The organism is Alphaproteobacteria bacterium HT1-32 (genome assembly GCA_009649675.1).
In the GTDB taxonomy this organism is placed as follows: domain Bacteria; phylum Pseudomonadota; class Alphaproteobacteria; order Rhodospirillales; family HT1-32; genus HT1-32.
In genome coordinates this window covers 2,047,226-2,061,110 of the sequence record WJPL01000001.1, presented here as the reverse complement: position 1 = coordinate 2,061,110, position 13,885 = coordinate 2,047,226, and the positions used below count along the sequence as shown (strand labels likewise).

Genomic DNA, 13,885 nt, shown 5'->3' with positions numbered 1-13,885 from the left:
CGGTTCCTATTTCCGGGCCGGCATCCGCACAGCCGCCAGCAACAGGCCGCCACCAATCAGCATCGCAACGATGACGCCCATGCCGATTCGCTGAGAGCCTGTTATCGCCGTCACGCTGCCCAGCAGAATAGGCCCGACAAAAGCCGTCGCCTTGCCGGAAAAGGCGAACAGCCCGAACATCTCACCGCGCAATTCCGGCGGCGCAAGCTGCGCCATCATGGTCCGGCTTGCCGCCTGAATCGGGCCGACAAACAATCCGAGCGGCAGTCCAAAGGTCCAGAACAGGGTTTTTGACTCGACCATCAGCAGCCCCACAACCAGCAGAACCAGCCCGGCAATCGAAATCAGAATGGTCGGTTTCGGGCCGATCAGATCATCCACCCAGCCGAACAGCGCCGCACCGACACCCGAAAAGACATTGATCGCGATACCGAACAGAATGATTTCTTCGAAGGTCAGTCCGAAAACCGTCCCCGCAAAAATCGCACCGACCACAAACAGGGTTGTCAGGCCGTCGATATAGAGCACCCGGGCCAGCAGGAAGACGGCAATATCACGATAATCGCGGACACGGGAGAAGGTCGCCGCAAGCTGGGCCAGACCTTCCCGCACGGACTCGGTCATCGGGCGCCCCTGACCAGGGCTGTCCGGAGTCATCAGGAACATCGGCAGCGAGAAGACGGCAAACCAGACCGTCACAGCCACCGAGGTTACCCGAACATTTGCCGCATCTTCCTTGCCGACACCAAACAGGGGTGTTTCAGCCTGAACGAAACCGAACAGGCAGATCGCCAGCATGGCAAGACCGCCAGCATAACCGATCCCCCAGGCCCAGCCCGACCACCGCCCCAGCCGGTCGGCAGGGGCCAGCGACGGCAGCATGGCGTTGTAGAATACTGACGACATCTCGAAGCCGACATTGGCGAGACCAACCAGCACCAGCGCCATGATCGCCAGTTCCGCTTCCGGGCGGATAAACCACAACCCGGCCGTCGCAGCGATACAGAGCAGGGTAAAGGCTGCGATCCAGGGTTTGCGGCGTCCATCCTTGTCGGCGATCGCGCCCAGCACAGGTGCAATGATGGCAACAACCAGCGCCGAGACACCGACCCCCCAGCTCCACCAGACCTGACCGAGTTCCTCGGTCGGGGCGACAGCCTTGGCGAAATAGGCCGCGAAGACGAAGCTGATGACTGTCGTCGGAAAGGCACTGTTCGCCCAGTCATAGAATGACCAGGCAATCAGGGCCCTGGTCGACGCCGGTTTTTCTGTACTCACGTCTCGATCATCGTCCTGAACTGCCGGTTAGCGACGGCGAGCATGGCAAGATCAACCGTGCCGGACATCGACTGGAATTCACCAAGCAACTGTGCCGTGCGATCCACCGCGACCTGATTTCCGGCAATCCAGTTTTCAATCGCGTCGTCGGAGGTCTTGCCCTTCGATGCCTGCAGAATCGCCGCCGTAATTGCCTGCTGATGGCTGTAGAAATCCTCGACAATGGCCGAGACGGCAAGCCGTTCCCAGTGACTGTCACCTTCAGCACCGTCCGATGCCAGACGGATCCAGTCCAGCCCGAAACGATCACCTACATTGAAATACAACGCCCCGACATCACTGACTTTCTTGCCGGAGGTCGCTGCGATGCGACAGATGTCACAGGCCGTCACCATGATCGACATATTGGCGACCTTGCGGGCCAGTGCTGCCGGCACCTTGTCAGCGATCATTTTCTCTGCCCGGCGGGCAAGGATATCCTTCACATCGCCGACAACCAGATTATCCAGATTGTCCGCAATCTCTTTCACACCAGCCTGGAATGTTTTGATGTTGGCCGCAATATCCAGCGGATGCGGGCCATTACGCAGGAACCACAACACGCCGCCGGAGATCAGCTTGTTGATCCATTCCAGCATCCGGATCTGCACATCCGCCGCGACCTTGTTATCCAGCGACTCTATCTCGGCCCAGACGCTGCGCAGGGCGAACACATCACGGGTAATGGTGTAGGCGCGGGCAATATCGACCAGCCCCATGCCCGTGCGCTCTCCGATTTCCGCCGCGAACCAGCCGCCAACCCGGTTGATCATGGAATTGGCGACAACCGTGGTAATGATTTCCCGGCGCAGACGGTGTTCCACGATCTGGTCGCGGAATTTGTCACGCAATGGCGTCGGGAAGTAACGCACCAGGTCTTCTTCAAGCTGCGGATCATCGGGCAGGTCAGAAGCCAGCAGTTCGTCATACAGCCAGATTTTCGCATAAGGCATCAGAATGGAAATTTCCGGTCGGGTCAGACCGATTCTTCGGTTCTGCCGATCCTGTAATTCCTCGTCATCCGGCAGATATTCAATGCTGCGGTTCAGCCGGCCCTGACGTTCCAGCATCCGCATCAGCTGCCGTTGCGGATGCAGTCCGGCAACGCCGCCATGTTCGACCAGCGAGATCGCCTGACTTTGCAGATAGTTATCACGCAACACCAGTTCGCCGACTTCATCGGTCATTTCGACCAGCTGCTTGTTGCGCTGCTTCATGGTCATGTCGCCGTCATTGACCACACCGCCCAGCAGAATCTTGATGTTGACCTCATGATCCGAGCAATCAACACCGGCAGAGTTATCAATGGAATCAGTGTTCAGCCGGACTCCGGTCATCGCGGCTTCGATACGGCCAAGCTGGGTCGTTCCCAGATTCGCACCCTCACCGATAACACTCGCCCGCAAATCCTCACCATTGACGCGGAGCGCGTCATTCGCCCGGTCCCCGGCATCCGTATGGCTCTCGTCGGAGGATTTGATATAGGTGCCAATACCCCCGAACCATAGCAGGTCGACGTTCGCTTTCAGCATCGTCCGGATCAGGTCGCTCGGAGCCAGTTCCGTCTCCGTGATATCAAACAGCTTGCGGATTTCCGGGGACAGCTTGATCGACTTCGCCGACCGCTCGAAAATTCCGCCGCCTTTGGAAATCAGCTTGCTGTTGTAATCCGTCCAGCTTGAACGGGGCAGGTCGAACAGTCGCTGACGCTCGGCGTAGCTGGCTTTCACATCCGGGTCCGGATCAATGAAGATATGCATATGGTTGAAGGCGCCAACCAGTTTCGTCACCGGGGAATTCAGCATCCCGTTACCGAACACATCACCGGCCATATCCCCGACGCCGACACAGGTGAAGGGGTCAACCTGACAGTTTGTGCCCATTTCACGGAAGTGCCGTTTCACGCTTTCCCAGGCGCCGCGGGCGGTAATGCCCATTTTCTTGTGATCGTAGCCCTGACTGCCGCCGGAAGCGAAGGCGTCATCCAGCCAGAAACCATATTCCGCAGAAACAGAGTTGGCATAATCCGAGAAGGTTGCCGTTCCCTTATCCGCCGCGACAACAAGATAGGGATCGTCATCATCCCAGCGCACCACATCAACCGGCGGTACAATTTCACCACCGACCAGATTGTCGGTGATATCCAGCATTGAGCGCAGGAACGTCTTGTAGCAGGCAACGCCTTCTTCCATGAAGGCCTCGCGACCACCTTCTTTCGGTGCCCGCTTCAGCACAAATCCGCCCTTTGATCCGACGGGCACAATCACCGCATTCTTGACCTGCTGGGCCTTGACCAGCCCCAGCACTTCCGTCCGGAAATCCTCCCGGCGGTCGGACCAGCGCAGCCCCCCGCGGGCGACCAGACCAAACCGCAGATGGATTGCTTCAAGCCGCGGGCTGTAGACGAAAATCTCCCGCAGCGGGGCAGGCAGCGGCAATTCCAGCAGAGCCTTTGAATCAAATTTGAAGCTCAGTGCCGGCTTCGGCCCACCGTCTTCCGCCTTCTGGAAGAAATTGGTCCGCAGGGTCGAGGTAATGCAGTTCAGGAACCGGCCCAGCATGCGGTCTTCATCCGCATTGACCACATCGTTCAGATGCGCAACGACAGACTTTACCAGCGCCTTCGACTTTGCTTCCCGCTTGCCGTCGGCTGCCGGATCAAATCGTGCCATGAACAGTTCGATCAGCAACCGCGTGATGGCTGAATGCTTGGCCAGTGTCTCTTCAATATAAGACTGGCTGAAAGTGATACCGGCCTGACGGAGAAACTTCGCATAGGCCCGGATGATGGTAATTTCGCGGGGCGCCAGACCGGACAGAACCAGCGCGTTGAACCCGTCATTCTCCAGCTCGTCGGTCCAGAGCGCCTCAAAGGCGGTATGGAAATTCATCCGCACGGCAGCCAGATCAATGGCCGCACCATCACAGGTGGCGAGACCAAAATCATGGATCATCACCATGTCGCTCTCTGCCGGGCGCACCGATGTGGGTTGTTCGTCGATGACGTTCAGACCCATATTTTCCAGCATCGGCATGACAACCGATAACGGCACCGCCCCTTTCGGATGATACAGCTTGAAACGAACTTCGTTCGGCCCTGCCTCGATGGGGCGATACAGGTTCATGCCGATCCGGCCTGTCTCCAGCGCTTCCTCGATCTTGCCAATGTCAAAGACTGCGGCCTGTGCGTGAACCTTCTCGGTATAGCCACCGGGGAACGCCGCACCAAAACGATCAGCAGTGCGTAATCCCAGTTCTTCGCCCCGGTCTGAAACCAGCGCTTCCGTCAGCCGGTCTGTCCATGTGCGGGCGGCCTCGACAATGCTGTCTTCGATATCATGTGCATCATAGGCCGGGATTTTACCCGGCTCGGTCTTCACGATGACATGCAGCCGGGCCAGCATGGATTCGCCAAGCTGGGTGTAAAAGACGGTCACTTCACCATTGAAGGCCTTGGCGAGAATCTTGTTGATCCGTTTGCGGAGGTCTGTCGAATAATTGTCACGCGGCACATAAACGAGGCAGGAAATGAACCGCTCGAAATTGTCCTGACGCAGGAACAGGGCGACCCGCTGGCGTTCCTGAAGCTGCAGGATACCCATCGAGGTTTCAAATAATGCCCCGATTTCCGCCTGAAACAGTTCATCACGGGGATAGGTTTCAAGGATATTGACCAGCGCCTTGCCATCATGGCTGCTCGGCCGCAGACCGGCTTTCTTCAGAATGGTACTGACCCGGCGCCGCAGCATCGGAATTTCCGACGGGCTGCGGTTATAGGCGACGGAGGTGAACAGGCCCGCGAACAGGCGCTGACCGATTGCCTTGCCGGACTTGTCGAATTGTTTGACGCCGATGATATCAAGCCGGGCCGCGCGGTGAATGTAAGAAGCACCTTCTGCCTTGGTCACCATCAGCAATTCCGGTGAATTGACGAAGCGCAACACATCTGCCGGCATATCCTCGACATCGCGCAGTTCGCGCATCAGGACGCGTTTTGCATCGCGCAACACACCAAGGCCGCTCTTCGGGTCGACGCTACCCTTGCTGCCCTTCTTCGGATAGCTGTAATCGCGATAGCCGAGAAAAATGAAATGATCGTCATGCAGCCATTGCAAAAAGTCAGCCGCTTCCTGCAACTCTTCCCCATCAGCAGAACTGTCTGCGGCCTTGCGTAAACCACCGATCTCATCCTGCGCCGCCTTGCGCATTGCCGGCCAGTCCTCGACTGAGGCCCGGACATCGGCATAAACCTCGGACAGGTCATCATGCAGGCGCTTCAGAACCGCCGGGTCAGTCTGTTCATTGATCTCAAAATGCATGCAGGATGTCGCGGTAACATCTGCACCTTCCGCGTCCTCATCCAGAACATCGGTAACAGACCCATCCTTGGCGCGGCGCAGGCGGACAATCGGATGAATAATCAGATGCACATTCAGATCATGTGATTGCAGAAGCGCCGTACCGGAATCGACGAGGAACGGCATATCATCCGTTACGATCTCGACAATCGTATGGTCGGCTTTCCAGCCCTGTTCCTCAAAGCGGGGATTATAGACGCGGACAAGCGTATCGCCCGGCTTGTGATCCTGTGCAAAATTCCACAAAGACAGCGCAGAACCATACATTTCATCCAGGTCCATCTCGGCCAGATCGTGCCAGCCGACATGTTCATAATACTGCCGGACAAACTGTTTGGTCTGGGATGCTTTCTCTCCGCCGGATCTTTTATCGATCAGCGCCAGCAGTTCATCCATGCGGTCCGATTTGCGATCTTCATTGCCGAAAGCCATCTGCACTCTCCCGTACATCTGCGGCAGGCGTTGAAATCGCCCGCCTTTGAAATCAGGCTACCCCATAGTCAGTACGAATAAAACGGTTGTGACAAAACCGGAACTAAAGCACGTCACAATAAACCTGCGCCACGATCTGCGTCTGTCGTAAACGGTCACCAATTGTACCAAATGTCTCCGGCCCCGGCCGGATCGCCGTCTCGGGACGCGCTGTCGTTCTGGCCAGTTGCAGAACTTCACGCACAGAAACCGGTGCTGCGGTCATGACCCGTCCGCGCCGGGCCGATTCAGACGAAACAACCCCGACAATCTGCCCTGTTGCATCTACCACCGGACCACCACTCAAGCCGCCAAGACTGCCGGACAGGTCAGGCATCCGACGCATTTCCGTCCAGGCAATTACCGGCTCGGAGTTTATGCGCCCCTGTCGCGTGACCGATCGCGCCCGGCCCATTAACTGCGCATGAACATCACCCGGCCTGCCCTGCGGAAAGCCGAACATGTAGCCATCTTCGCCTATTTCCAGATTGCCCGCCCGCAGACCCAGCGACGCGACACCACCCGATGTGCGAATCACCGACACATCAGCCCGTGGATGTTCGATCACATCAACAACCCGGATCAGTTTGCGGTCAGGACGGACCAGCGCGATCCGGTCGCAACCATGGGTGACATGTTTTGCCGTCAGCCAGAAACCACTGTCATTGACCGAAAAAGCCGTGCCTGTGGAATCCGATTTCTGTGACGGCGCCACTACAAATACCGGATCACGGTCAGACTGGTCAGGCAAGGGACGTCGCGGGCCGGAGGGCCGGTCAGGCACCACCTCGAACCTCTCCGGTGATGGCCGGCGATCATCGAAACCGTCACGGTCGTCGCCAAAAAAATAGGTGAACAACCCACTGACCACGATCAGCAAAAAGGCGAACTTGTCGATCCCCTTCATGACAGCAGCCTAACCGGCAACCGCCGCCGCATTGATCATGGCGACCCCGAACTTTACCCCGACCAGAAACAGGGCCGGTGCGGTCTCGCCTTTTTCTATTCGTGCTGGCAGCCCCTTGAGAAGCAGGTCGACAAACCGATAGACGATCAGCTGCAGTGCAATCGTCAGCGACCCCCAGACGACGATATCCGCCACCGACACACTGGCCGCCATGCAGACTGCCAGCGGCAGCGCGAGACCAATGACAGCACCGGCCATTGCGATCGCCGCCGCCATATTGCCTTCGCGAATCAGCGTGATTTCACAATAGGGCGTCCATTTGTAATAGAGCCACGCGCCGATACCGAGCATGATGACGGTGACGCTGAAATGCAGCAACAGGATGGGAAATCCGGTGAGAAAGCTTTGCAGAACGGCTTCCATGATGATGGCTCCTGACAGGTTCTGACCGGATGCTCTCATATTCTGGCGACAGGACAACCATGACCGGCAGCAAGATCACCACTATGATGCCGGAAAATAACCGGGGAACTTCCGATATGAGCCAGCAATCCGATAAAGTACGCCACTTTCAGGCGCTTCACGAACGCGATGAAGCCTTCATCATTCCCAACCCCTGGGATCGCGGTTCTGCCCGCCTGCTGGCTGATGCGGGATTTGAGGCACTGGCCACCACCAGCGCCGGCTTTGCCTTCGGGCGCGGACTGGCCGAGGGTTTTGGCCAGACCCACCGGGAGATGGTGCTCGACCACTGCCGGGAAATCGTCGAGGCAACCCCGCTGCCGGTCAGTGCGGATCTGGAAGGCGGATTCGATGACGCCCCGGCCTATGTCGCAGAGACCATCCGGATGGCTGCCGGGACCGGGCTGGCTGGCGGATCGATTGAAGATGCGACGGGCAACACGGATAAGCCGATCTATGATTTCGGTTTTGCCGTTGAACGGATACAGGCTGCGGTCGAGGCTGCCCGGTCGGTGAAGGATGGTTTCGTACTGACTGCACGCGCCGAGAATTATCTGCATGGCCGTCCCGATCTGGCTGACACCATCGCCCGCCTGCAGGCCTTTCAGGAAGCCGGTGCCGATGTGCTTTATGCACCGGGCCTGACCTCGCTGGCAGACATCGAAACCGTCGTAAAATCCATCGACCGCCCGTTCAACGCCCTGCCCAACCCGAAAATCGACGGAGTCACGCATGCTGCCCTCTCAGCAATCGGCGTGAAACGCATCTCTGTCGGCAGCCTGCTGGCGCGGACAGCCTACGGGGCAATGCTGGCCGCAACCCGCGAGATGCAGACCAGCGGCAGATTTGACCTCGCCATGAACAGTATTCCCTTCAACAGCCTGAACAGGGTATTCGCAAAACCGGTCCGGTAAGCGCCGGAAAATTTCCTGTTGCAGCCCGGATCAGACTCCGGCTAGGCTGCATCGCAGGAGAACAATAGATGAACATTTTTCCAGACAAGCGCCTCTCCGGGGCGGCTCTGGCAATCACCCGCGGTGTCTGCCGGCATCTGGTTGACCGCGGTTATGAACCGCTGACGGAATTCAAGCTTCGGGGTGGTCGACGGGTCGATGTTGCGGCCCTGAATGACCGGGGCCGGTTCATCGTCATTGAGGTCAAAAGCTCTGTCCCGGACTTTCGGGCCGACAGCAAATGGCCCGAATATCTGCCGCATTGTGACGCATTTTATTTCGCCGTGAACGAGAATTTTCCGCTCGACCTGTTGCCGGATGACTGCGGTATTCTGGTTGCAGATGCTTTCGATGCAGCCCTGATCCGCGAAGCCCCTGATGCCGGCATGAATGCCACCCGCCGCAAGCATCAGACCCTGCAATTCGCCCGCGCCGCCGCCGCACGTCTGCGCCGGACAGGCTGACCCCCCGGCGACATCTGCGGCAAGGGGAAGGCTAAAACATCAGGCTCCTGTAACTACTTCTTCTGCCCGAAAGATTCTGCTGCCGGGTCGTTCATCCAGGCTTCTTCCTCCGCCGTATTCGTACGCCCGAGCACATCGTTCCGGTAAGGGTAGCGACCAAAGCGAAGGATGATATCCCGGTGCTTGTGGGCATAATCGAGATATTGCGGATCAGACAGACCACTCATCAGGCTGACAGCCCGGTCCTGCATGGCGATATCTTCCGCATGTTCAAACGGCAGGTACATGAACATGCGTTCGAGTTCCGCCAGTTCCTGATCGAAACCTGCATCAACCGACTGAATGGCAATTTGCAGGGCGCGTGAATCAGACGCAAAAGCCTGCGCCGTAGCCCGGAACATATTGCGGGGAAACTGGTCCAGCAGGATGATGATCGCCAGCGCGCCACGGGCATCACCGGTCAGATCATCATAATCGCCTGCCATCGCACGATGCCAGTCAGCCTCGAACCGGGTTCTGATCTCGGCATCCAGTGTATCACCGGATTTGAACCACATCCTCCGGGGCTTGCCATATTCGGCAGATCCGGGAGCACCGAACCAGAAGTCCAGAATGCGGGTGACGACCCCGGATTCCACCGGGGCCGTCACAGCATTTCTCCATCAAAGCGCAAGATCAGGATGCCATCGACCGCAGCATCCAGGCGGTCTTTTCATGCAGGTTCATCCGCTGGGTCAGCAGATCAGCACTCGGCTCGTCCGAAGCTGCTTCGCAAAGCGGGAACACTTCACGGGCGGTCTTCGCAACCCGTTCCTGATCGCGGGCAAGCTGACGGACCATTTCCTCAGCCGACGGGATATCTGTCGGTTCCTGAATGCTGGTCAGTTCAGCGAACTGACGATAGGTGCCGGGAGCCGGAAAACCCAATGCCCGGATACGTTCAGCAATTTCATCAACGGCCAGCGCCAGTTCGGTATACTGGGTCTCGAACATCAGGTGCAATGTGTTGAACATCGGGCCTGTGACGTTCCAGTGGAAGTTATGGGTCTTGAGGTAAACCGTGTAGGTGTCGGCGAGCAACCGCGACAGCCCGTCTGCAATCGCCTTGCGCTGATCACCGCTGATTCCGATATCAATATCCATTTCTTCGGGCATGAGAAATCTCCTGTACTTTTCGTTGCGCGACGTTGCTCGCCGCTGATGAAAAGACCATAACGCCGGGCCGGGCGCCGATCCAATTGATTGCGTCAGTCGTGATGATTGACAGAACTGATCAGACTTTAATCAGTGATCTATAATCGCCTGACCGCTGTTCGCCTTCAACTTGGTCGCCGGTTCCCTGATTGCAAGATTGCCAAGAAACTGATCCACGCTGACATCCCATGACCGGGCTTCTGCAAAACGCCGGCAGGCATTGCGATCGAGCAGCAATGCGCCGTCCACCGCAGCGGACAAATCTTCATTCAGCACGCCAACATCCGTCTCACCGACCACATCAAGCGGTCCGGGCACCGGATAGGCGGCGACAGGGACACCACAGGCCAGCGCCTCCAGCAGCACCAGCCCGAAAGTATCGGTACGGCTGGGGAACACAAAGACATCTGCCGAGGCCACATGCCGGGCCAGATCGTCACCATGTCGCATGCCGACAAACACCGCATCCGGGAAGCGTCTTTGCAGACCGGCTCTTTGCGGGCCATCCCCGACAACGACCTTGGTTCCCGCATTGGGCAGCGCCAGAAACGCCTCGATATTCTTCTCCACCGCGACCCGCCCGGTATAGAGCAGGATCGGCCCGGGCAGGTTGAGCAGACGGTTATCAACTGGCCGGAACTGCGTGGTATCCACGCCACGGGTCCAGCGACCGATATTGGTGAATCCCCGTTCAGCCAGTGCATCTTCAATTGTCCGGGTCGCGACCATCACCCGATGTGCCGCACCATGAAACCAGCGCAGAAAGGCATAGGAGAGTCCAAGCGGCAGACGGCAGCGGGCATGAACATATTCCGGAAACCGGGTGTGATAGGAAGTTGTAAAGGCCAGCCCCCGGGAACGGCAGTAACGATTGGCCGCAAGGCCCAGCGGACCTTCAGTGGCGATATGAATGGCATCCGGTGCAAAAGCCTTTATCCGGGCTCCTACCCGGTGCCCCGGCATCAGTGCCAGCCGGATTTCCGGATAAGTGGGGCAGGGTATGGTGCGAAAGCCGTCCGGCGAGATGACCTCAACCTCATGACCGTCCGCCTTCAGCCTGGTGACGAGCGTAACAAGCGTGCGTACGACGCCATTGACCTGAGGAAGCCAGGCGTCAGTGATGACGAGGAGACGCATTGTTCAGCCTTTTCCGCTGGAAGTTTTTCAGAGTCTTCAAACCGTCCATCAAGTGGAGACAATTGCTGCATTGCCATCCAGTCGATGATTTCAAGCCGGCCATCCATATGCTCGACAAGGGCCGTGCAGCTTTCGACCCAATCACCGTCATTGGCATAGGTGATACCGTCGATATCTTTCAGGGCTGCCGTATGGATATGGCCACAGATCACTCCATCGAGGTCGCGGGAACGTGCTTCATCAACAACCGCATCTTCAAAATGCGAGATGAAGTCGACAGCATCCTTCACCTTGTGTTTCAGATAGGCCGATAACGACCAGTAGCCGAAACCAAGCGCCCGGCGGGCAATGTTGTAGTGATGGTTGATCGCAAGCAGCAGGTTGTAGGCCCAGTCTCCGGTCAGCGCGAGCCATCGTGCATATAGCACCACCGCATCATACTGATCACCATGCATCACCAGATAGCGCTTGCCGTCGGCGGCCACATGAATGGCCTCATTCATTACCGTAACACGGCCAAAGCGGTGCTTGCCGAAATCCCGCAGTTTTTCATCATGATTACCGGGAATGTAATAAAGCCGCGTACCCTTACGCGCCTTGCGCAGCAGTTTCTGGATCACATCATTATGCGTCTGCATCCAGTACCAGTTGCGACGCAATCGCCAGATATCGATGATATCCCCGACCAGATAGAGATATTCGGACTCCGTATACTTCAGGAAATCGAGCAGGAATTCTGCCTTGCAGCCCCGGGTTCCCAAATGGATATCGGATATCCAGATGGCTCGATAGCGATGTAGAGAAGGTGATTCAGCGCTCATCTCTTCCCCTTTATCCGTCTGTTACCATCATCCGTTTCTTCATCTCCGGATTATTATTCAAATAATTTTTTTATGTTGCACATTTTGATTTTATTATTCTAATTGAATCGGAATGTTACTAAACCAAACAACTGACACCCACATTCTATACGGATCGTATATTTATTTATTACTTCAGTTTTGTTACGATCAGGAGACACCTCAGCATGAGACTTCCGCCTGAACCCGGCAGCATTGCCGCGCCAGCATCCCCGTCGCGAAGCTTTCTTGTGATCTTCAATCCGACGGCCGGGCACCGGCGACAGCTTTATCTGAAGCAGGTACTGAACCGGCTGACAGATCTCGGTTGCCGGGTCGAAATGCGGGAAACGACCTGTCGGGGTGATGCGGAACAGTTCTGTCGGAATCTCCAGCCCGGTGACTATGACGGGGTGCTGATTGCCGGCGGTGACGGCACCATCAATGAAGCCATCAACGGCCTGCAACATACGGATATTCCGATCGGCATCATCCCGACGGGCACTGCCAATGTCATGGCCTGTGAACTGAACATGCCGCAGAAACCGGAGGCCGTGGCCGACATGCTGGCCAGTGCCACCCCGCGAATGGTGCATGCCGGGTCTCTGAACGGCCGCAAGTTCATCATGATGGCCGGTGCCGGCTTCGACGCCCATGTGGTTGCCGCCGTTACACCCGCCCTGAAACGCAGCCTGCGCAAGATGGCCTATGTGCTAAAATCACTGACCCTGCTGTTTCGCTTCAACTATCCGCCCTATCAGATCACCATCGACGGTCGTGACCACAGCGCCGCCTCCGTGGTCATTGCCAACGGCCATTATTACGGCGGCAAATATGTCTGTGCACCGGAGGCAAAACTGGCCGACCCGGACCTGCATGTCTGCCTGTTCCGGAAACAGGGACGGCTGGCTGCCGCCACCTACGCGCTCTGGCTGCTGATCGGCAGGCTGCATAAACGCCATGATATCGACATCCTCCGCGGACGCGACATCCGGCTGTCAGGCCCCGATGGCGATCCCGTTCAGGCCGATGGCGATATCGCCGGTCATCTGCCGGTGCACATCATCGCGGCCGCCGGGAGCTTCCTGGCACTTGCGGAATAATTCCAAAGCAGCCTCCTCCCGGGATGAGGGGACTGGCGGAAAGTCTGAAATCTGTCTCAGGCCAGCCTGACACCAGACAACAAAAAACCCCGGCGCTCACGCATCCGGGGTCTTGTCGTCTTTGGTCGTCTGGGCCGGCGGGTTAACGCGGAGCCAGGACCATGACCATCTGACGGCCTTCCATACGCGGGAACTGTTCGACCTTGATCAGTTCGTCGAACTGGTCGCGGACGCGGTTCAGGACTTCCATGCCGAGATCCTGATGGGCCAGCTCGCGGCCACGGAAACGCATGGTTACCTTCACCTTGTCGCCGCCTTCGAGGAACCGCTGAACGGCACGCATTTTCACATCATAATCATGCTGGTCGATGTTCGGACGCAGCTTGATTTCCTTGACCTCGATGGTCTTCTGCTTCTTGCGCGCATCGTTTTTCTTTTTCTGTTCCTCGTAACGGAACTTGCCGTAATCGAGAATTTTGCAGACCGGCGGGTCGGCATTGGGCGACACTTCGACAAGGTCGAGCCCCGTTCCCTCTGCGATTCGCAGTGCTTCATCCAGCGATTTCACGCCGAGCATTTCACCTTCTGCATCTACCAGCCGCACCTTGGCAACTGTGATGTCTTCGTTGACGCGGGGGCCATCCTTGGCCGGCGGCGCCAGATCAGTATGTCGTGCTATC

12 protein-coding genes are annotated in these 13,885 nt (G+C 57.5%); 3 read left to right on the top strand and 9 right to left on the bottom strand.

Going from position 1 to position 13,885, the window contains the following annotated elements; all coding sequences use genetic code 11:
• Positions 1-6: 6 nt before the first annotated feature.
• The 4 genes from GH722_09780 to GH722_09765 form a co-directional block, all read right to left on the bottom strand.
• Positions 7-1,278, bottom strand: a complete 1,272-nt coding sequence (locus GH722_09780) for an MFS transporter (GenBank protein ID MRG72062.1) — start codon at positions 1,276-1,278, stop codon at positions 7-9.
• Positions 1,275-6,107: an NAD-glutamate dehydrogenase gene (locus GH722_09775; GenBank protein MRG72061.1), complete on the bottom strand. Its 4,833-nt coding sequence runs from the start codon at positions 6,105-6,107 to the stop codon at positions 1,275-1,277. Before GH722_09775 ends, GH722_09780 begins: the two co-directional genes overlap by 4 nt.
• A gap of 103 nt (positions 6,108-6,210) precedes the next feature.
• Positions 6,211-7,053, bottom strand: a complete 843-nt coding sequence (locus tag GH722_09770) for a hypothetical protein (GenBank protein ID MRG72060.1) — start codon at positions 7,051-7,053, stop codon at positions 6,211-6,213.
• 9 nt (positions 7,054-7,062) lie between these two features.
• Complete coding sequence (locus GH722_09765) at positions 7,063-7,476, bottom strand: DUF350 domain-containing protein (protein MRG72059.1); 414 nt, start codon at positions 7,474-7,476, stop codon at positions 7,063-7,065.
• Positions 7,477-7,592: 116 nt separating this feature from the next.
• On the opposite strand from GH722_09765, the gene GH722_09760 reads away from it, so the two are divergent.
• A complete protein-coding gene (locus GH722_09760) occupies positions 7,593-8,429 on the top strand; it encodes an isocitrate lyase/phosphoenolpyruvate mutase family protein (protein ID MRG72058.1) in 837 nt (278 codons plus the stop codon).
• Between the two features lie 68 nt (positions 8,430-8,497).
• Positions 8,498-8,932, top strand: a complete 435-nt coding sequence (locus tag GH722_09755; protein MRG72057.1) for an MmcB family DNA repair protein — start codon at positions 8,498-8,500, stop codon at positions 8,930-8,932.
• Positions 8,933-8,985: 53 nt separating this feature from the next.
• On the opposite strand, the gene GH722_09750 is transcribed toward GH722_09755, so the two are convergent.
• The 4 genes from GH722_09750 to GH722_09735 form a co-directional block, all read right to left on the bottom strand.
• Positions 8,986-9,570 (bottom strand): DUF924 family protein, encoded by a 585-nt coding sequence (locus tag GH722_09750; GenBank protein ID MRG72056.1) that lies wholly within the window; start codon positions 9,568-9,570, stop codon positions 8,986-8,988.
• Between the two features lie 37 nt (positions 9,571-9,607).
• Positions 9,608-10,087 carry a DNA starvation/stationary phase protection protein gene (locus tag GH722_09745; GenBank protein ID MRG72055.1) on the bottom strand — a complete coding sequence of 160 codons (480 nt, stop codon included), beginning with the start codon at positions 10,085-10,087 and terminating at the stop codon, positions 9,608-9,610.
• 129 nt (positions 10,088-10,216) lie between these two features.
• Positions 10,217-11,263: a glycosyltransferase gene (locus GH722_09740; protein ID MRG72054.1), complete on the bottom strand. Its 1,047-nt coding sequence runs from the start codon at positions 11,261-11,263 to the stop codon at positions 10,217-10,219.
• A complete protein-coding gene (locus tag GH722_09735) occupies positions 11,179-12,084 on the bottom strand; it encodes a UDP-2,3-diacylglucosamine diphosphatase (protein ID MRG72053.1) in 906 nt (301 codons plus the stop codon). The genes GH722_09740 and GH722_09735 overlap by 85 nt, the downstream gene beginning before the upstream one ends.
• 206 nt (positions 12,085-12,290) lie before the next feature.
• Here GH722_09735 and GH722_09730 point away from each other — a divergent pair, with 206 nt between their 5' ends.
• Complete coding sequence (locus GH722_09730; GenBank protein ID MRG72052.1) at positions 12,291-13,205, top strand: YegS/Rv2252/BmrU family lipid kinase; 915 nt, start codon at positions 12,291-12,293, stop codon at positions 13,203-13,205.
• 142 nt (positions 13,206-13,347) lie between these two features.
• On the opposite strand, the gene GH722_09725 is transcribed toward GH722_09730, so the two are convergent.
• On the bottom strand, positions 13,348-13,866 hold the full coding sequence (locus GH722_09725) for a translation initiation factor IF-3 (protein MRG72051.1): 519 nt from the start codon (positions 13,864-13,866) through the stop codon (positions 13,348-13,350).
• Positions 13,867-13,885 lie beyond the last annotated feature (19 nt).